Consider the following 16,963-nt stretch of genomic DNA (forward strand, 5'->3'; position numbering starts at 1 on the left):
CGACCCACCGTCGAGACACAACCACGGGTTGTGCCTGTGCGATCGGTCGGTTGTTTGATCTCCAGGTGAGCTCCCGGCTTTGATACCGAGGGTCAGCAGGTGGTTGTCCGCGAGCGGTGAGGGGCACGTCGGGGATGAGGAATGGGCGGGCACTCGGACGCGGGTTCGCGTGGCTGTGGGCGGCGTATGCCGTCAGTGCGTGCGGCACCTGGCTCGGGTTCGGGGCGTTCCCCCTGCTCGCGGTCCTCGTACTGCACTCCGGGCCGGCCCAGGTGGCGGCCCTGTCCGCCGCCGGGCGAGCGGTGGGGGCCCTGGTCGCGGTGCCCTTGGGCCCCTGGGTGGAGTTCCGCCGCAAGCGGCCCGTCATGATCGCGATGGACCTGATCCGGTGCGCGGCGCTGATGAGCGTCCCCGCCGCCTTCGCCCTCGGCCGGCTCGACTTCGCGCAGCTCCTCGTCGTCTCCGTCGTCGTCGCCGCGGCGGACATCGCCTTCAACGCGGCCGGCGGTGCGTATCTGAAGGCGCTCCTGCCACGGCGGGACCTGCTCGTCGCCAACGGCCGGCTGGAATCCACGACATGGACCGTGACCATGATCGGACCACCGCTCGGCGGTGCCGCGATCGGACTGTTCGGCCCGGTGACGACCGTGATCGCCAACGCGGTCAGCTTCCTGCTCTCCGCACTCGGCATCCACGCCGCCGGCGGAACCGAGCCGCGGCGCGTACGGACCGGTGCGCCACGGATGAGAGCGGGCGATCTGCTCGAAGGCTGGCGCCACATCCTCGGCCGGAGCGCGCTGCGCCCGCTGTTCTTCAACACGATCGCGGTCAACGGCCTGATCATGGCCTCCGAGCCGCTGCTCGCCGTACTCCTGCTGGACCGCCTCGGGTTCACGCCCTGGCAGTACGGCCTGGTCTTCGCCGCACCCTGCGCCGGCGGCCTGGTCGGCTCGCGCCTGGCACGCCGGCTCGTGGCGCGGTGGGGCACCCACCGGGTGCTGCGCACCGCCGGACTGCTGCGCGCGTGCTGGCCGGTGGGACTGGCGTTCGTCCAGCCCGGCACGCCCGGGATCGTCCTGGTCGTCGCCTGCCAGCTCGGCCTGGTGACCTGCTGCGCGGTGTTCAACCCCGTGCTGGCCACCCACCGGCTCGACCACACCGACCCCGACCGGGTGGCCCGCACCCTGGCCGCGTGGTCGGTCAGCACCAGCACCGGCATCGCGGTCCTGACCGCCCTGTGGGGCCTGCTGGCCGCCGTGACCGGCCCCCGCATCGCGATCGGCGCCGCCGGAGTGCTGCTCCTGGCCACTCCGCTGCTCCTGCCGCGCCGCGCGAACCCGCCGCACGACAGAGTGAGTGAGCGGTTGGAAGTCCCCACGGCCACGGACAGGACCGGCGATCGGTAGGTTCCCGAGTCCGCGCTCGTCACTTCCGTCACAAGACCGGCGTTTCGGCCACAACCGGACCGCCCTGCGGCCGTGCACCGCCGCGTCCGGGCTCGTCGCGCCCTGGAAACTCCGGGTCCGTACGACGTCCGAATCGAGCGCGTTCGATTCCCGCGCGGCCTCGTTGTGCTGAGCATCGCCGGACCATCCAGGTGCGGCGCCGGCCCAAGGAGGACGCAGGTGCCCATGACCGACGCCTCGACCGAAAGCTCCCCGACCCCACCCCCTCCGCCCCCGGCCACGATCAGCTTCGGGGGCAAGTTCGGCAAGAACCCGCTGGAGGACGCGGGGTTCACGACGATGTGCGCACGGCTGCCCTCCGTCCTCGGGCACACCGCGCGCATGGCCTGGACCGTCGACCGGTCGGCGGCCGTCCTGCTGCTGGCCTGCCAGGTGCTCACGGGCGTCGCGGCCGCCGTCGTCCTCGGTTTCACCGCCAGGGCCATGACGCACGTCCTCGGCACCGGCACCGTGCCCGAACGCCTGCACGCGGCACTGCCCGCCCTGACCGTCGTGACGATGGCCGCCGCGGTGGGCCGGATCAGCGGCGCGCTGGCCTCCTACGCGGACGGCAGGATCACCCCGCGCCTGGTCACGGAGGCGGATGTCGCACTGGTCGCCGCCGTCTGCCGGGTCGAGGCGGCGGCGTACGGGGAGGACGGCTTCGCCGACCGGCAGGAGGCCGCCGAGGTCGGCGTCACGCGCACCACGATGATGGTCAAGGACGCCCAGCGGTTCATGGCCGCCCTCATCCGCATGATCGCCGCGGCCGGTGTGATCACCGCCCTGCACTGGCTGATGCTCCCGCTGTTGCTGCTGGCCGTGCTGCCCGCCGGAGCGGGCGCCGTACTGTCCGCCCGCGTCGACTACGAGACGCACTACGCCAACGTCGGCGACCGCAATGTGCGCGGCATGATGCGCTGGTGGGCCACCTACTCCCGGCACGGTGACGAGGTCCGCGCCAACGGCATGACCGGCTACCTCGTCTACTGGTACCGCGCCCTGTCCGAACGCATCGACCGGCGCACCCTGACCGCGGCCCCGCGCATGCTCCGGATCGTGCTGGCCACCTCCGCCCTGGGCGGCGTGTTCCTGCTGCTCACCTGGGCCGCCCTGGCCTGGCTGGCCGGCAGCGGACGCATCGCGCTGCCGGTCGCGGCCACCGCCGTCGTCGCGGTGCAGACCACGCTGGGCGCGCTGTCCCAGCTCGTCCAGAACGGCGCCGCGCTCTTCCACACCTCCCTCTACCTCGCCGACATGCGCGCCTTCCTCGACATGGCCGCCGAGAAAGCCCCCCGGCGCGGCGGGGCGACGATCCCCGAGCGGGTGGAGGAGATCCGGCTCGACGAGGTCGTCCACCAGTACCCCGGCAAGGACGAGCCCGCCGTCGCGGGGGTCTCCCTCACCCTGCGCCGCGGCGAGATCCTGGCGATCGTCGGGGAGAACGGCTCCGGCAAGTCCACGCTGACCAAGCTGATCACCGGAATCCTGCTCCCCGACAAGGGGCGTGTGCTGTGGGACGGCACCGACCTGGCCCAGGCCCGGCCGGACTCGGTGTGGCAGCGGACCTCCCTGGTGCCGCAGAACTTCGCCTGCTGGCCCCTGCGCGCACGGGAGAACATCACCCTCGGCCAGCCCAGGACGTACGACGACGGCCCGGTGTGGGAAGCCGTCGACGCCGTCGGCATGCGCGAGACGATCGAGAAGCTGCCCCAGGGGCTCGACACCCTGCTCGCCCGCGAACTGTTCGGCGGGGCCGAGCTGTCCGGCGGGCAGTGGCAGCGGCTGGTCTGCGCACGGGCCCTGTACCGCCGTACGCCCTTGCTGGTCCTCGACGAGCCCACCTCGCAGATGGACCCGCGCGGTGAGCACCAGATCTTCCTGGAGATCAAGCGCATCGCGGCCGAACGCATGACGATCGTCGTCACGCACCAGCTGGAGAACACCCGCCTCGCGGACCGGATCGTCGTCATGCGCGCCGGCCGCATCATCGAACAGGGCAGCTACGACGACCTCGCGCACGCCGGCGGCCTGTTCGCCGAACTCCTCGCCCTGGCCAAGGACCGCTGAGCCCCCCCACCGCTCAGGTGGTGCGGGTGCTGCGCCGTGGGCCGCCGTACTCCTCGTCCGTGACGTGCTCCAGCCAGTCGACCTCGTCGGTCTCCCACAGGGCGATGTGGGTCATGAAGTGCTCGGGGGCCGCACCGTGCCAGTGCTCCTCGCCCGGCGGCGTCCAGACGACGTCGCCGGGGTGGGCCTGGAGGATCTCGCCGCCACGCGACTGGATCAGGGCGATGCCCTCGACGATGTAGAGGGTCTGGCCGAGGCCGTGGGAGTGCCAGGCGGTGCGGGCGCCCGGCGCGAAACGGACCGCGTTGGCGCGGGCCCGGGACGGCTCCTCGCCGCGGTGGATGACGTCCGCCCAGGCGTCCCCGGTGAACCACTCGGCCGGCAGCTTCATGGTCGGCTGCTTCTTCAGAAGTTCCATGTGCCGTCTCTCCGTGCTGCTGGTGTGCCGCTCAGGCGCCGCGCTCGTCGGCGATCTGCTTCAGGCGGGTGATCGCGGACATGGCGTTGGGCCAGCCCGCGTAGAAGGCGAGGTGGGTGATCGCCTCGGACAGCTCCTCCACGCTGAGCCCGTTGTCGAGGGCGACACCGAGGTGGTAGCCGAGCTGATCGCCGCGATAGAGGGCGGCCAGCACACTCACGGTCACCAGACTCCGGTCGCGCGGCGACAGCCCGGGCCGTTCCCAGACGTCACCGAACAGGACGTCATCGGTGACCTCGACGAGCTTGGGCGCGACGGCGGCCAGCTCGGGGGGTGCGGACTGCTTCGGCATGACGACGACTCCTTGGTCGAAACGGGGGTTCCACGGCTGCCGTCTTCGAGGAAACCGCAGGCCGGCCGGGTGAAGAAGGGCCTGCCGTCACAGGTACTGACAGAACCCCCCAGGGCTGAGCCGTCCGTCCTAGCCTGGGGCGTGTGAGTACCGAGAGCGACATCCGCGAGTTCCTGGCCTCCCGCCGCGCCAAGATCACCCCACAGCAGGCCGGTCTGCCCGCCTACGGCGGCAACCGGCGCGTGCCGGGGCTGCGCCGCGAAGAGGTCGCCCTGCTCGCCGGTGTCAGCATCGACTACTACGTCCGCCTCGAACGCGGCCACCTCGCCGGGGCCTCGGAGGAAGTCCTCGACGCCGTCGCGGGCGCCCTCCAGCTCGACGACGCCGAGCGCGCCCACCTCTTCGACCTGGCCCGCGCCGCAGCCAAGCGTCCCGCCCGCCGCACCCGGCGCCCGCGCGGCCCGCTCCCGGACAGCGTCCTGCGCGTCCTGCGGTCCATGACCGACTCCCCGGCCTTCATCCGCAACGGCCGCCTGGACATCCTCGCCACCAACACCCTCGGCCGCGCCCTGTACGCCCCCCTGTTCCCCGACCCCCGGGCCCGCACGGCCAACATCGCCCGCTCCCAGTTCCTCACCCCGGCCGGGCGCGACTTCTTCCCCGACTGGGACGAGTCCGTGAACACCACCGTCGCCCTGCTGCGCACCGAAGCGGGACGCGCCCCGCACGACACCGAGCTCACCGGACTCATCGGCGAACTCGTCACCCTCAGTGAGGAGTTCCGCACCGCCTGGGCCAAGCACAACGTGCGCCTCCACCACACCGGCCGCAAGTCCTTCCGCCACCCCGCCGTGGGCGTCGTCACGCTCGACTTCGACGCGATGGAACTGCCCGCCCAGCCCGGCCTGACCCTCACCGCCTACAGCGCCGCCCCCGGAACCCCCGACCACGACTGCCTGCGGCTGCTCACCGCCTGGGCCGCCACGGAAGCCGTCGAACCCACCGGCAGCCCCGCACCCGGGACATACTGATCAACACGTCTGTTGTTCCCGACCCGAGGGATCGCGTCATGCGCACTCTGATCAGCACGGCCTTCGTCTCGCTCGACGGTGTGGTGGAGGCGCCCGGCGGCGAGCCCGGCTACCGCAACTCCGGCTGGACCTTCAAGCACACCGAGTTCGTCCCCGAGGCGTACGAGATCAAGGGCCGGGAGCAGAAGGAAGCCTCCGCGATGCTGCTGGGCCGGGTCAGCTACCAGGCCTTCAGTGCCGTGTGGCCCGCGATGGAGGAGTTCGCCGACTACAAGGTGATGCCGAAGTACGTCGTCTCCACCACGCTCACCGACGACCAGCTGGTCTCCGACTGGGGTGAGACGACGATCCTGCGCTCGCTCGACGAGGTCGCCGCGCTGAAGGAGACCGAGGGCGGCCCGATCATCGTCCACGGCAGCGCGTCCCTGAACCACGCGCTGTCGGACGCCGGCCTGATCGACCGTTACCACCTGCTGGTCTTCCCGCTGCTGCTCGGCGCGGGCAAGCGGCTGTTCAGCACCACGGACAAGGACGTCCAGAAGCTGAGGCTCGTCGAGTCGGAGGCGTACTCCAACGGCCTGCAGAAGATGGTCTTCGACGTCGTCCGCTGAGGACGCCGGCGGCCTTCCTGCACGCACGGTCCCGGCCGGCGCGGTGAGCGACCGGCCGGGAGAGGGAGAATCAGCGGGTGCGTCGCAGATCGAACCGGTCCAGGTTCATCACCTTGTCCCACGCCGACACGAAGTCGCGTACGAACTTCTCGCCCGCGTCGCTGGAGGCGTAGACCTCCGACAGGGCGCGCAGCTGGGAGTGCGCGCCGAAGACGAGGTCGACGGCGGTGGCCGTCCACTTGACCTCGCCCGTGACGCGGTCCCGGCCCTCGTAGACGTTCTCGGTGGAGGTGGACGCCTTCCACTCCGTGCCGAGGTCGAGCAGGTTGACGAAGAAGTCGTTCGTCAACGTCTCCGGCCGGTCGGTGAGGACGCCGTGCGGGGAGCCCTTGAAACCGGTGTTCAGCGCCCGCATCCCGCCGATCAGGACCGTCGTCTCGGGCGCGGTCAGGGTCAGCAGGTTGGCGCGGTCGAGCAGCAGGGTCTCCGGGGACAGCTTCTCCCCGGTGCGCAGGTAGTTGCGGAACCCGTCGGCCCTCGGTTCGAGCACGGCGAAGGAGTCCACGTCGGTCTGCTCCTGCGAGGCGTCCGTGCGTCCGGGTGCGAACGGGACCGTGATGTCGTGTCCGGCGTTCTTCGCGGCCCGCTCGACGGCCGCGCACCCGCCCAGCACGATCAGATCGGCGAGGGAGATCCGCTTCCCGCCGGTCTGAGCGCCGTTGAAGTCCTGCTGGATCCGCTCCAGGGTCCGCAGGGTCTCGGTGATCTCGGGCAGGTCGTTGACCTCCCAGTCCTTCTGCGGCGCGAGCCGGATGCGCGCCCCGTTGGCCCCGCCGCGCTTGTCGGTGCCGCGGAAGCTCGCCGCCGACGCCCAGGCGGTGGTGACCAGCTGGGGGATGGACAGCCCGGAGGCGAGGATCGTGCCCTTGAGGGCCGCGATGTCCTCCTCGCCGACCAGTTCGTGATCGACCTCGGGGACGGGGTCCTGCCACAGCTGCGGCTCGGGGATCCACGGGCCGAGGTAACGGGACACGGGTCCCATGTCGCGGTGCAGCAGCTTGTACCAGGCCTTGGCGAACGCCTCGGCGAGCTGGTCCGGGTTCTCGTGGAACCGCTTGGTGATCGGCCCGTAGACCGGGTCCACCTTCAGCGCGAGGTCCGTCGTCAGCATCATCGGAGCGTGCCGCTTCGACGGATCGTGGGCGTCGGGAACGGTGTCCCTGGCCGCGGGGTCGGTGGGCGTCCACTGGTGCGCGCCGGCCGGACTCCTCGTCAGCTCCCACTCGTAGCCGTACAGGTTGTCCAGGTAGCCGTTGTCCCACTGCGTGGGCCGGTTGGTCCACGCGCCTTCGAGACCACTGGTGAGCGCGTCGGCGCCCACACCGGTGCCGTAGGTGTTCCGCCAGCCGAGGCCCTGCTGTTCCAGGGGCGCGGCCTCCGGCTCCGGTCCGATGTAGGAGGGATCGACGGCACCGTGGCACTTGCCGAACGTGTGACCGCCGACGATGAGGGCGACCGTCTCCTCGTCGTTCATCGCCATCCGGCTGAACGTCTCGCGAATGTCCCGCGCGGCGGCCACCGGATCCGGATTTCCGTTCGGACCCTCCGGATTGACGTAGATCAGTCCCATCTGCACGGCGCCGAACGGAGTGGCGAGTTCCCGGTCGCCGCTGTAACGCTCGTCCCCGAGCCAGGTGTCCTCCGGTCCCCAGAAGATCTCCTCGGGTTCCCAGATGTCCTCCCGTCCGAATCCGAAGCCGAACGTCTTGAATCCCATGGATTCCATGGCGCAGTTACCGGCGAAGACCAGCAGATCGGCCCAGGAGATTTTCCGGCCGTACTTCTGCTTGACGGGCCAGAGCAGACGGCGTGCCTTGTCCAGGCTCGCGTTGTCCGGCCAGCTGTTGAGCGGGGCGAAGCGCTGGGCACCGCTGCCGCCGCCGCCCCGGCCGTCGGCGATGCGGTACGTCCCGGCGGCGTGCCAGCTCATACGGATGAAGAGGGGGCCGTAGTGGCCGTAGTCCGCGGGCCACCAGTCCTGGGACGTCGTCATCACCTCGAAGACGTCCCGTTTGAGGGCCTCGACGTCGAGGGTGGCGAATTCCGCCGCGTAGTCGAAGTCCTCGTCCATCGGATTGGCCCGTGGCGAGTGCTGATGGAGAACCTGCAGGTCCAGCTGATTCGGCCACCAGTCCCGGTTGGTCCGGGGCCGGGTCGACGTGGGGGTCGGGGAGGGGATTACTGGGTTTTCGCTTTCGCTGCCGGACACGTCCGCCCTTCTTCCTGTCTTCCGTGTTCCTTCTGTCGGCGTCCGTATGGTCGCGCACCGGCGACCGCGTCGCTGCGAGAACACGCAGGGCGCGCATTCCTGTGTATCCAGGAAACCCAGACTAGAACGGTTCGGCTTTCGGCTCGACGGTGCACGCGTCACCGCATGGCGCCGGTGGTGAACGGGCCGGACGGGCCCCCGCCGGTCCGCCGGCCGGAGTGCGGCCCGGCGGCGTGCGCCGGGCCGTGGTGGATCAACGGCACGGCGTGCGCCGGGCCGAGGTGGATCATCGGCACGTCGTCCCGTTGCCCGTGTGCTCCTCGGGCTCGTCGGGGTCACGACGGGTGCGCATACGGGTCGGCTCCATGGGGCTCTCCTCACTGCGTGAGTCCGCTGCCTACGGTCGTCGGAAAGCCCTGCGCAGGTTCCGGCCCCTGTTGTAGGGCCCGCCGCGAGGCGCCGGCAACGCCCTTCGCCGCAGGTCGGAGGAACCCCGGAAAACCGGAAAACGCCCGCCCTCGTCAGCGGCCCCTCAGCCGGTCCGCCTCCCGGCCCCGCCGGCCCGCTCCCGGGTCACGACGGCCCGCTTCCCGGCTCCGCGACGGCGGTTGGCCAGCCCCAGCGCGAGCGCCCCGGCCAGCAGGCCCGTGCTGCCGTAGCAGACCGGGCCGGGCCTGACCGGTCCCTGACCGGTGATCACATACGGTGCGCACACCAGCCACGACGTGACCGGCACCAGGACCGCCGTCCAGATCGCGACATGCCGGCCGCTGCGCGACGCCGAACCCATGCACCGGCCCGGACGCTCCCCGCACCACAGGCACCAGGTCGCCACGGCCGCGGCGTGGCCGAGCAGCGGCGCGATCAGCGCCGTCCGCAGGTCGGCGAGCGCGCCCGTCTCGCCGTACGCGCTGCCCGAGGCGGCGAAGGACCACGCACACGCCACCTGGACCCCGAGCAAGACCGGCGGGAGCACCGCGACCCGGACCGACCGCACCAGGGCACCGCCGCCCAGCAGCGCCGCCTGACCCAGCACTTCCAGCGCCCGGGTCACGGCGGACACCAGCAGGCGGGTCACGCAGACGAGGACACGCCAGAGCAGGTTGCCGAGCGCCACGAGCGCCCTCAGCAGCAGGTCGGCGGAGACGATGAGGATGTCGAGGACGACGCACGCCGCCGCCACCGCGGCCATGAGCAGCAGGTCGGCCAGCGCACCCACGACCAGGACGAGCTGGTCCAGGGGGCCGTGGCCCGCGGCCGGGCGCGGCCGCCAGCGAGGCCTGGGCACCTCGAACAGGGGCAGCGGCCGGGGACGCGGGATCAGCGGGGCCACCGTCGCGTCGAAGGTGCGCACACCGTGCAGGAGACCGGCCAGCACGGCGGTGAGCAGGGCACCGAGGACCGCGAGCCAGGGTGCTCTGGTCAGCCAGAGGCGGACCGCCTGCGGCGGATCCCACAGCCACCCGTCGGGGGAGTACCGCAGTGCCGCCTCGACGGCCAGCACCGGCAGCGCGCCCGCGGCCGCACCGAAGGTCAGCGCGCCCGGGAGCATCCACGCCTCGTGCCGGTCACGCGCGGCGCGGCCGGGCAGGCCCGGGCCGCGTGGGCGGGCCACCGTGCGCGCCGCGAGCCCGGTGTGGCCGCCGTGCCAGGCCATCCGGCCCGCGCACCAGGCCCACAGCAGGGCCGATGCCGCGAGCAGCGACGTCAGCGTGACCGTCCGTGCCGTGGCGCCGCCCCAGTGGACCACCGCGCCGGTCACCCCGGCGAGCAGCAGCAGGAGCGCCGCGACGCGCCGCGTGGTCGGGTAGGGGCGCAGCGGCGCCAGGGTGAACAGGGCCGCGCAGCCCAGTGCCGGGAGCAGCAACGGCAGCGGACTGTGCCAGCGCGCGCTCAGACTCACGGACCCCGGCAGCACCAGCGCCGGCAGGGACAGCACGACGCGCCGCACCCCGGGTGAGGCGTCTCGCAGCGGCAGGAAGCCGCCCGCCGGACAGAACAGGTCCGTCGGGGCGACGTCGTCCGGGTGGGAGCCGGAGCAGTCCGGGTGGCAGACCCGGGAGGGCGCAAGAGCGGGTTCCGCGCCCCAGCGCAGATACCAGGGGCGCGTGTCGCGCGCGGCGGGGACCGCACGGCCGTCCCAGGGCTGTGCGGGATCGCGTGGATCCCTCGTGTACGGACTCATCGCGGTTCCCCTCTGCGTCCACGGCGGCGGACGCGGCGAAAGATCGGACGGAGACGGACGGCTCGGCGCCGGGCCGCGGACACGGCATAGCGGGCCAGCAGCCGGAAGCGGTGCCAGGGCGCGTACTGCACCGAGCGGACGTGCGCCCAGTACTCGCGCGGCCCGAACACCCGGTCGGCACCGGGCAGCAGCACGGTGCGCGCGGCTCCCGCCACGGAACCGAGCAGGGTGTAGAACGCGGTCAGCTCCCGGTAGCGGGCGGCCAGTTCGGCGTCGGACGCCCGCGCGGCCTGCGTGGACGCGGTCGCGGACGGCGGCTCGTAGGTGTCGCGCAGCCGCCGGTGCCGGTAGCTCACCCAGGCCAGCAGGTTCCCCGCTTCGAGGACCGTCTCGGTGGGGCCCTCGGTGGCCTCCCGCCCGCGCGGCTGACCGGTGCCGATGCGGCGCAGGCTGTCCCTGAGATCGCTGCGGGTGGCGAACAGCGAGGCGCCCGCCGCCCGGGACACCTGCTCCAGGTCGGCGTGGTGCCGGCGGGCCAGGCGCCGCCCGAGGGGCCGCAGCTCCGGGGTGTAGGTCATGTGCTCGACCACCCGGCCCGCGGTCTCGCTCAGCATCAGATACTCGGCGCCGCCCCGGGCGAACCTCCGTCGGCGCAGCCGCAGCCACCCGTAGGCGGGCAGCAGCCGGCCCTGCACCCACAGCGAGGCCCCGATCCGCTCGGCACGCGCGGCGGCCAGCCGGCCACGGGCGCCCCCGGGAGCGGTACGGCGCCACATGCGGCGCAGATCGCGCCAACGCCCCTGCTCCCACAGCCACTCGGACCGAGCCCACCAGCGTTCCTCGTCGGACACGGCGCTCAGCCGTGAGCCGTCGGCGAGCATGGCCCCCAGCCGCCGGTGCAGCCCCAGCTCGCGGCAGAGCACGAACGTGCACGCGGAGCGCAGCGGATCGTCCGGCGCCAGGGCGAGGGTCGTGGCCTTCCTGGCGCCGGGCCGGTCCGGCAGCCGGGGCTCCGGACCGAGGTCCCAGCGCTCCCGCAGCAGCGGGTACAGCCGCGCCGTGTGGCCGCACACCACCGTGACGGTCGCGCCGGCCGCCGCGAGCAGCCGCACCAGCCGGGGCACCGAGGCGTCCTGCCGGGGCACCTCGTGCCAGGGATGGCCGGGCTGGAGGTGATGAGCGACCCACACCACGCGCAGCCCCGCCAGCGTCCCCGGCGGCCACCCGGCGACGGTGGTGTCCACGTCGAAGAAGTCGCTGCCCGAGTAGCCGAGGACGACGAGGAGCCGGCTGCTGCGCAGCGTGCGCAGCAACTGGCCGGCGTGGGCCGGGTCCAGCCCGCCCTGGGTGCTCGCGAGTGTCGCGCCGAGGCCCTCGCCGTCCGGGTTGCCCGCGAAGGAGTGGTGGAAGTGCTGCACCGCTCCGCCCGCTGGCAGGGCACCGGTCAGCTCGCGGTACCGCCGCTCGACACAGTCGTCGAAGTTGGCCGTGATGTGCAGTCCGCCGGCGGCGAGGTGCCGGGCGAAGAAGTCGTGCCCGGCGTTGGGCAGGGCGTCCCGTACGTCGGCCATCACCTCGATCGCCTTGTACGGTGTGCCCGCGCAGGCCCGCACCACGGCGCCCAGCACGGTCTCCAGCCGGGGGTGGGCGGGACCGGGCGGGCGGGCCGGGACCGTCCCGGCGCGGTCGAGCGGGCAGTTCGGCGGCAGCCACCAGCCGAACGCCGCGTGCAACTCGTGGATCTCCGCGAGCAGCCCGGGCTCCAGGAAGGCGTCGAAGACCCGCCGGGTCAGCGTGGGCCCGGACGGCAGACGGGACGGCGCGTCCAGGGAGATCCCGGCGCCAGTGAGGAAGACGCAGCCGCGGGGCCCGAAGCCGGCGACGAGATCCACGACGTCCGCGAACCGGTCGGGCACGAGACCCGCGACGGCCGCGAACCGGTCGGGCACGGGGTCGGTGTCGGACCGGCACCGGTTGGCCACGGCGTCCGTGTCGGCCGGGTGCCCGTTGGCCACGGGGTCCGTGTCGGCCGGGTGCGGGCCGGCCGCCGAGCCGCCGGCCGTCCCGCCGCCGGCGGCGGAGCCGGTCATGACGCCTCGTCCGGCGCGTCCGGATGGGCGGCCTTCCACAGGGCGTCGTACCGCCCGACCCAGTAGTCGAGCCACCGCGGCGACTCGTGCCCGGAGATGCGCAGATGCATCCGGTCGGCGATGTTGTCGTCCTGGAAGCCGTGGAACTCGACGATCGCGTACGCGTCCGGTCGGTGCGCGTTGACGATCAGCAGGCTGAACCCCGGGTTGAAGGCGAGCCTGCGGAAGTCGAACCTCGGCTGCTCCCGGGCCAGTCGGCGCAGGATCTCCACCGAGTGCGCGAGCGCGGAGCCGAGGTCGACGCTGTCGTCGAGCTGCAGCGTGGCGCCGGCGATCGCCGCCTCGTCCTGCGCGAGGACCACGCAGCGCACCGAACCGCCCTTGGCCAGCACGAGCCTGCGGATGTCCGCGTTGTGCAGCAGGACATGGGCGGCGGTCGGCCCGTAGATCCACAGGTCCTCCACGCCCGGCAGCAGCGACCCGAACGGCTGGAAGGCCTCGCGCCCGCGCAGCACCCGGTCCAGGGACGGGCCTCGGTCTCCTCCGGTGCGCCGCGAGGAGAAGAGGAGGACGTTGACGCCCAGCAGCAGGGCGGCCAGTTGGTAGTGGAGCGCGACGGCGTCGGCCAGGCTCAGCGCGGCGACCGCGAGCCCCACCAGGAACACCGTGTACGCCTCGATGTTGCGTTGCTGTCGCACGTCGGCGACGATCGACGTCACCGCCCGCCGCAGCCGCCGGGGTATGCCTGCCATGCCACCTTCCCTGTTCGCGTGGGAGCGCGCGGGCCCCTGACGTGTCCGCGCATGGCGGTAGGAGACAGCACCCGCGCACCGGCACGAGCCAGGGAGCGAGAAGGCGCGGGATACCCGCGAGTTGCCGTGGGCGCGGCCGAACGGGGGGCCGGTCGCCCCACCATGGCAAGCCCGACCACGCGGCACGCCGTGCCGCCCGAACCCGCGCGGCCGTTCGCGGTACCGCCCCAGCACGGCGTTTCGGCGTACCGCCCGGGCGCACGCGACCGTCCGCGTACCTTCGTGGTGCGGCCGTCCGCCTACCGCCACCCCGGCCTGTGACCGCCCGCGCCCGGACCTGCTCAGCGAAGGAGGAACCGCGTGGCACACCGCCCGTTCGACAACACCGAGGCCACCCGGCAGTTCATCGAGCAGTGCCTGACGGTCCTGCGCGGGCAGCGACGGCCGGTCGGTGCCGCTGCCGTCGGACAGGCGCTGGGGGTGTCCGAGAGCACCGTGCGCGGTTACCTCGCCGGGACCACCGACTCGGTTCCGGCCGGCTTCTGCGTGGAGCTCGGCCGGCTCGCGCAGATACCCGACCACGACGTGCTGCGCGCGCTCGGCCTGCTGTCACCCGGACCGCCCGAGGCCCCGGCGAGCTCCATGCCCAGTGCTCCGCTGCGTGCGGTGGAGGCGCTGCTGCACGACCCCGAGGGCGCGGAGCGCTTCGCCGCCCACCTCTTCCGGATCTCCTCCGGACACCGCTACCGCTGCCCGAGCCACGAGGTCGCCCGCTTCACCCTGCGCCCCGGCCACGCGCCCCTGCCCTACGACGACGTCGAGCGGCTGGCCCGGCTCGCCGCCGTGGAGGGCCGCCCGGAGGCGGAGCAACTGCACCGCGACGGGGAGTACTGGTCGCTCCGCCTGGAGCTGCGGGCCCGCGTCGAGGCGGCGCTGCGCTCGGCCGGCGAGCACAGCTGGCAGGGGGACCCCGGCACCGATCTGTGGGACCGGCTGCGCGCCGCGGACGGCCGCGCACCGCAGGTGCTCGTCCAGGACCCGGTGGCCGGCACGTCCACCGGCCCGGTCACCGCCCCGGACGGCAGCCTGCCGACCCTGCTGTTCGTGGGCGGGCGGCAACTGGTCGGCACGCCGCGGCGTTGCTCGCGCAGGCGCTCGGCCGCCAGTACGTCCTGGTGCGGTCGCTGACCGAAGTGGCCGAGGGCGGAGCGCTGGTGCCGGTGCGGCGCGACCTCGTCGGCGGCCGCACCACCGCGTGGACCTCGGTGGCGACCCACATCCGCGAACGGCACCTGGCCGGAACACCGTGGCCGGCCGTGGTCGTGGTGCGGCCCTATGCCTTCTCATCCAAGGGCGGCCTCGACGAGGTGGCGCTGGACCATCTGCGGCACACCCCGGCCCGGATCGTCTTCTGCCGTCCGTCACCCGCGATGCTCGCCTGGTGGGCGAAGCGGCAGGAGAGGACGGCGGGACGCGCCCGCTACCACGGGCCGGCCCGCCGCGCCGAGGCCGAACGGGTGCTGGACGCCGTGGCGGCGGTGCTCAGGGAGCGGGCGCGGGGCGACGACCTGCACCTGCGGCTGCCCGAGCCGCACCGGGAACACGACGAAGGGGCGGAGCCGGAGTTCGCCGCGCAGTTCCCGGCCGCCGTGGCCGATCTGCAGGCCCGGGTGGCGTGGTGGGTGCTGCGCCGGCTGAGCGAGACGGACCCGGGCTGTCTGCCCCGGCAGCTGGTGCCCGGCAGCCGGCTCGCGCAGTGGTCGGAACTGCTCGCCGCCGACCCGCGCGCCCTGTCCCCGGCGTCCCCCTGACGGGCTCGCCGGAACCGGTGGACACGGTCCGCCCGCACCCGGACAATGTCGGGCATGCCGCCTCGATCCGGGGGGAATGCATGGCGCGGCCCGAACAGCGACTCGTCCGTGACGGCACACCGCTGCGCGAACTGGCCTTCTGGCTGCGCGATCTGCGGACCGGATCGGGTCTGACGTACGCACAGCTCGCAGCCCGCTCCGGCTACTCGGTGAGCACCCTCCAGGAGGCCGCCGCGGGCCGCCGGCTGCCGACGCTGGCGGTCACCCTCGCCTTCGCCCGCGCCTGCGGGGCGGACCCGGAGGCCTGGCAGCGCTACTGGACGCAGGTGCGCCGGGCCGTGGACAGCGGCACCCGCGCGGCCCCTGGACCCCCGTGGAGCACGGGGACGGACGTCGAGGCGGCAGAGCCGGTCACGCCGCACGGGGCTGAGTCAGGGCTTCGGCGTGCTCGTGAGGCCTCTTCCGGGCCGGCGGCCTCGCCCGGTGTCGGCCCGGACGAGCCGGGCCCGCCGCTGCCCGCCGGGACGTCCCGGCCCAAGGCCGCCCGTACCGTCCGTATCGCCGCGGCCTCGGGCCTGTTGCTGGTCGCGGTCGGCGTGCCCGGCGGGCTGTGGTGGGCCCTGTCCCCGGATCGGCCGGAGTACCGCGACTTCGCCTCCGTCGTCGTCCAGAACAAGGTGGCCATCGGCCCCACCGCGCTCGTGGAGGACAAGACCCCGTCCTACCTGTCCAGTGAGACGATCTCCCACTGCGCCGCCCGCGGCTGCAAGCTCGTCGGCACCGAGATGTGGAGCGGGGCGAAACTGATCGTGTTCTGCTGGACCCGGGGGGAGAAGCTCACCAACGAGGACGTCACCTCCGCCGGAATCACCGCGAACAAGGGCGGCGTCACCTCCGACCTGTGGTACCGCGCCAAGTGGAAGGACGGCCGGACCGGTTACTTCCCCGAGGTCTACCTGACCCCCGCGGGCCGGGGCGGTTCGGGCCTGGCCCACTGCACCGGCTGACCGGCCACGGCCGCGACCGCCCCGTCAGCGCAGCCGGATGTGCGGCGCGAAGGCGTCCAGCAGCAGCTCCCGCATGCGCGCCGTCGACATGCCTCCCGTGCCCGACAGCACCTGGATCGCCAGACCGTCGACCATTCCGGTGAACCGGCTGGTCAGCGCCTCCGCGTCGGCGTCCGCGGCCATCCCCTCGCGCTGGCAGGCGCGCACCAGGTCGAGCACGACCTGCCGCCAGCGCGCGTAGACGCCGCTCTGCCCCGGGCGCAGGGTCGGGTCGAGGATGGCCTCGTTCCACGACTGCACCCACACCGACCACTCCTCCACGTCCTCCTCGCCGGCCGGCAGCTGCACCTCGATCAGTCTGCGCAGCTTCTCCACGGTGCTGCCGGCCGTGCGGAACTCGGCGTCCAGGCGGGTGTGGAAGCGGTCGGCGTAGTACAGCAGCGCGGCGCGCAGCGCGTCGTCCTTCGTCGGGAAGTGGTAGTGGACGGTGCCGGTGCTGGTGCCGCACGCGTGGGCGATGTCGGCGACCCGGACCTTGTGGAAGCCGCGCCGGGCGATGAGACGGGCGGTCGCTTCGAGGATCTGCGCGCGGCGGACCTCGGGCTCCAGCGTGTCGGCACGCCGGCGCGGCGCCGCCCCCCTGGCCGCTGCGCGCGGTGTGGGCGGCCGTCCCTCACCGGTGCGCAGGTAGCGCAGGGACACCTTGCCGACCTGCGCGATCGCGGCGATCTCGTGGTCCTTCAGCCGGCGGCTGCCGCGCAGCGCCTTGGACAGCGCGGTGGGGTCCATGCCGATGCGGTCGGCGAACTCGCGCTGGCTGATCGGAGCCGATGTCACGACCAGCCGCGCCCGCTCCGCCAGGGTCGAGGCCCCGGTGCCGGCGTCCTGCGGCGAGGCCGGTGTGGAGGTCATGCTGCGGGGT

15 protein-coding genes are annotated in these 16,963 nt (G+C 73.1%); 7 read left to right on the plus strand and 8 right to left on the minus strand.

Annotated features, from left to right (window positions below; translation table 11 throughout):
* Nucleotides 1–134 precede the first annotated feature (134 nt).
* Nucleotides 135–1,406: an MFS transporter gene (locus C3489_RS12320; protein ID WP_103781803.1), complete on the plus strand. Its 1,272-nt coding sequence runs from the start codon at nucleotides 135–137 to the stop codon at nucleotides 1,404–1,406.
* A gap of 225 nt (nucleotides 1,407–1,631) precedes the next feature.
* Nucleotides 1,632–3,515: an ABC transporter ATP-binding protein gene (locus C3489_RS12325; protein WP_103781804.1), complete on the plus strand. Its 1,884-nt coding sequence runs from the start codon at nucleotides 1,632–1,634 to the stop codon at nucleotides 3,513–3,515.
* Nucleotides 3,516–3,528: 13 nt separating this feature from the next.
* Here the strand turns inward: C3489_RS12325 and C3489_RS12330 are convergent, their stop codons facing one another.
* Both C3489_RS12330 and C3489_RS12335 read right to left on the minus strand, forming a co-directional pair.
* On the minus strand, nucleotides 3,529–3,933 hold the full coding sequence (locus tag C3489_RS12330; protein WP_103781805.1) for a cupin domain-containing protein: 405 nt from the start codon (nucleotides 3,931–3,933) through the stop codon (nucleotides 3,529–3,531).
* A 31-nt stretch (nucleotides 3,934–3,964) separates the two neighbouring features.
* The gene (locus tag C3489_RS12335) at nucleotides 3,965–4,285 is read right to left on the minus strand and encodes a carboxymuconolactone decarboxylase family protein (RefSeq protein WP_103781806.1); all 321 of its coding nucleotides are present in this window, start codon (nucleotides 4,283–4,285) and stop codon (nucleotides 3,965–3,967) included.
* 143 nt (nucleotides 4,286–4,428) lie between these two features.
* On the opposite strand from C3489_RS12335, the gene C3489_RS12340 reads away from it, so the two are divergent.
* Nucleotides 4,429–5,316 (plus strand): helix-turn-helix transcriptional regulator, encoded by an 888-nt coding sequence (locus tag C3489_RS12340; RefSeq protein WP_103781807.1) that lies wholly within the window; start codon nucleotides 4,429–4,431, stop codon nucleotides 5,314–5,316.
* Between the two features lie 38 nt (nucleotides 5,317–5,354).
* Nucleotides 5,355–5,927 (plus strand): dihydrofolate reductase family protein, encoded by a 573-nt coding sequence (locus C3489_RS12345; RefSeq protein ID WP_103781808.1) that lies wholly within the window; start codon nucleotides 5,355–5,357, stop codon nucleotides 5,925–5,927.
* Nucleotides 5,928–5,997: 70 nt separating this feature from the next.
* Here C3489_RS12345 and katG read toward each other — a convergent pair whose 3' ends face one another.
* The 5 genes from katG to C3489_RS12365 form a co-directional block, all read right to left on the minus strand.
* A complete protein-coding gene (gene katG, locus C3489_RS12350; RefSeq protein ID WP_258054672.1) occupies nucleotides 5,998–8,166 on the minus strand; it encodes a catalase/peroxidase HPI in 2,169 nt (722 codons plus the stop codon).
* Between the two features lie 188 nt (nucleotides 8,167–8,354).
* Nucleotides 8,355–8,492: a hypothetical protein gene (locus tag C3489_RS38660; protein ID WP_181139646.1), complete on the minus strand. Its 138-nt coding sequence runs from the start codon at nucleotides 8,490–8,492 to the stop codon at nucleotides 8,355–8,357.
* A 236-nt stretch (nucleotides 8,493–8,728) separates the two neighbouring features.
* Nucleotides 8,729–10,381 carry a hypothetical protein gene (locus C3489_RS12355; protein WP_103781810.1) on the minus strand — a complete coding sequence of 551 codons (1,653 nt, stop codon included), beginning with the start codon at nucleotides 10,379–10,381 and terminating at the stop codon, nucleotides 8,729–8,731.
* Entirely contained in the window at nucleotides 10,378–12,471 is a 2,094-nt protein-coding gene (locus C3489_RS12360) for a hypothetical protein (RefSeq protein ID WP_103781811.1), read from the minus strand. The genes C3489_RS12355 and C3489_RS12360 overlap by 4 nt, the downstream gene beginning before the upstream one ends.
* Nucleotides 12,468–13,223: a hypothetical protein gene (locus C3489_RS12365; protein WP_103781812.1), complete on the minus strand. Its 756-nt coding sequence runs from the start codon at nucleotides 13,221–13,223 to the stop codon at nucleotides 12,468–12,470. The genes C3489_RS12360 and C3489_RS12365 overlap by 4 nt, the downstream gene beginning before the upstream one ends.
* 360 nt (nucleotides 13,224–13,583) lie before the next feature.
* On the opposite strand from C3489_RS12365, the gene C3489_RS12370 reads away from it, so the two are divergent.
* The 3 genes from C3489_RS12370 (at nucleotide 13,584) to C3489_RS12380 (ending at nucleotide 16,041) form a co-directional block, all read left to right on the plus strand.
* A complete protein-coding gene (locus C3489_RS12370) occupies nucleotides 13,584–14,411 on the plus strand; it encodes a hypothetical protein (protein ID WP_103781813.1) in 828 nt (275 codons plus the stop codon).
* On the plus strand, nucleotides 14,363–15,034 hold the full coding sequence (locus tag C3489_RS12375) for a hypothetical protein (RefSeq protein ID WP_103781814.1): 672 nt from the start codon (nucleotides 14,363–14,365) through the stop codon (nucleotides 15,032–15,034). The genes C3489_RS12370 and C3489_RS12375 overlap by 49 nt, the downstream gene beginning before the upstream one ends.
* 80 nt (nucleotides 15,035–15,114) lie before the next feature.
* The gene (locus C3489_RS12380) at nucleotides 15,115–16,041 is read left to right on the plus strand and encodes a helix-turn-helix transcriptional regulator (RefSeq protein ID WP_103781815.1); all 927 of its coding nucleotides are present in this window, start codon (nucleotides 15,115–15,117) and stop codon (nucleotides 16,039–16,041) included.
* Between the two features lie 24 nt (nucleotides 16,042–16,065).
* On the opposite strand, the gene C3489_RS12385 is transcribed toward C3489_RS12380, so the two are convergent.
* Nucleotides 16,066–16,953, minus strand: a complete 888-nt coding sequence (locus C3489_RS12385) for a TetR/AcrR family transcriptional regulator (protein ID WP_103781816.1) — start codon at nucleotides 16,951–16,953, stop codon at nucleotides 16,066–16,068.
* Nucleotides 16,954–16,963: the final 10 nt, after the last annotated feature.

It is taken from the genome of Streptomyces sp. Ru71 (assembly GCF_002920535.1).
Lineage (GTDB): Bacteria > Actinomycetota > Actinomycetes > Streptomycetales > Streptomycetaceae > Streptomyces.

Excerpts from the sequence above, each read along its gene's own strand:
- C3489_RS12320 (WP_103781803.1), top strand. The coding sequence starts at position 135 with ATGAGGAATGGGCGGGCACTCGGACGCGGGTTCGCGTGGCTGTGGGCG.
- C3489_RS12325 (WP_103781804.1), top strand. The coding sequence starts at position 1,632 with ATGACCGACGCCTCGACCGAAAGCTCCCCGACCCCACCCCCTCCGCCC.
- C3489_RS12330 (WP_103781805.1), bottom strand. The coding sequence starts at position 3,933 with ATGGAACTTCTGAAGAAGCAGCCGACCATGAAGCTGCCGGCCGAGTGG.
- C3489_RS12335 (WP_103781806.1), bottom strand. The coding sequence starts at position 4,285 with ATGCCGAAGCAGTCCGCACCCCCCGAGCTGGCCGCCGTCGCGCCCAAG.
- C3489_RS12345 (WP_103781808.1), top strand. The coding sequence starts at position 5,355 with ATGCGCACTCTGATCAGCACGGCCTTCGTCTCGCTCGACGGTGTGGTG.
- C3489_RS12355 (WP_103781810.1), bottom strand. The coding sequence starts at position 10,381 with ATGAGTCCGTACACGAGGGATCCACGCGATCCCGCACAGCCCTGGGAC.
- C3489_RS12360 (WP_103781811.1), bottom strand. The coding sequence starts at position 12,471 with ATGACCGGCTCCGCCGCCGGCGGCGGGACGGCCGGCGGCTCGGCGGCC.
- C3489_RS12365 (WP_103781812.1), bottom strand. The coding sequence starts at position 13,223 with ATGGCAGGCATACCCCGGCGGCTGCGGCGGGCGGTGACGTCGATCGTC.
- C3489_RS12380 (WP_103781815.1), top strand. The coding sequence starts at position 15,115 with ATGGCGCGGCCCGAACAGCGACTCGTCCGTGACGGCACACCGCTGCGC.
- C3489_RS12385 (WP_103781816.1), bottom strand. The coding sequence starts at position 16,953 with ATGACCTCCACACCGGCCTCGCCGCAGGACGCCGGCACCGGGGCCTCG.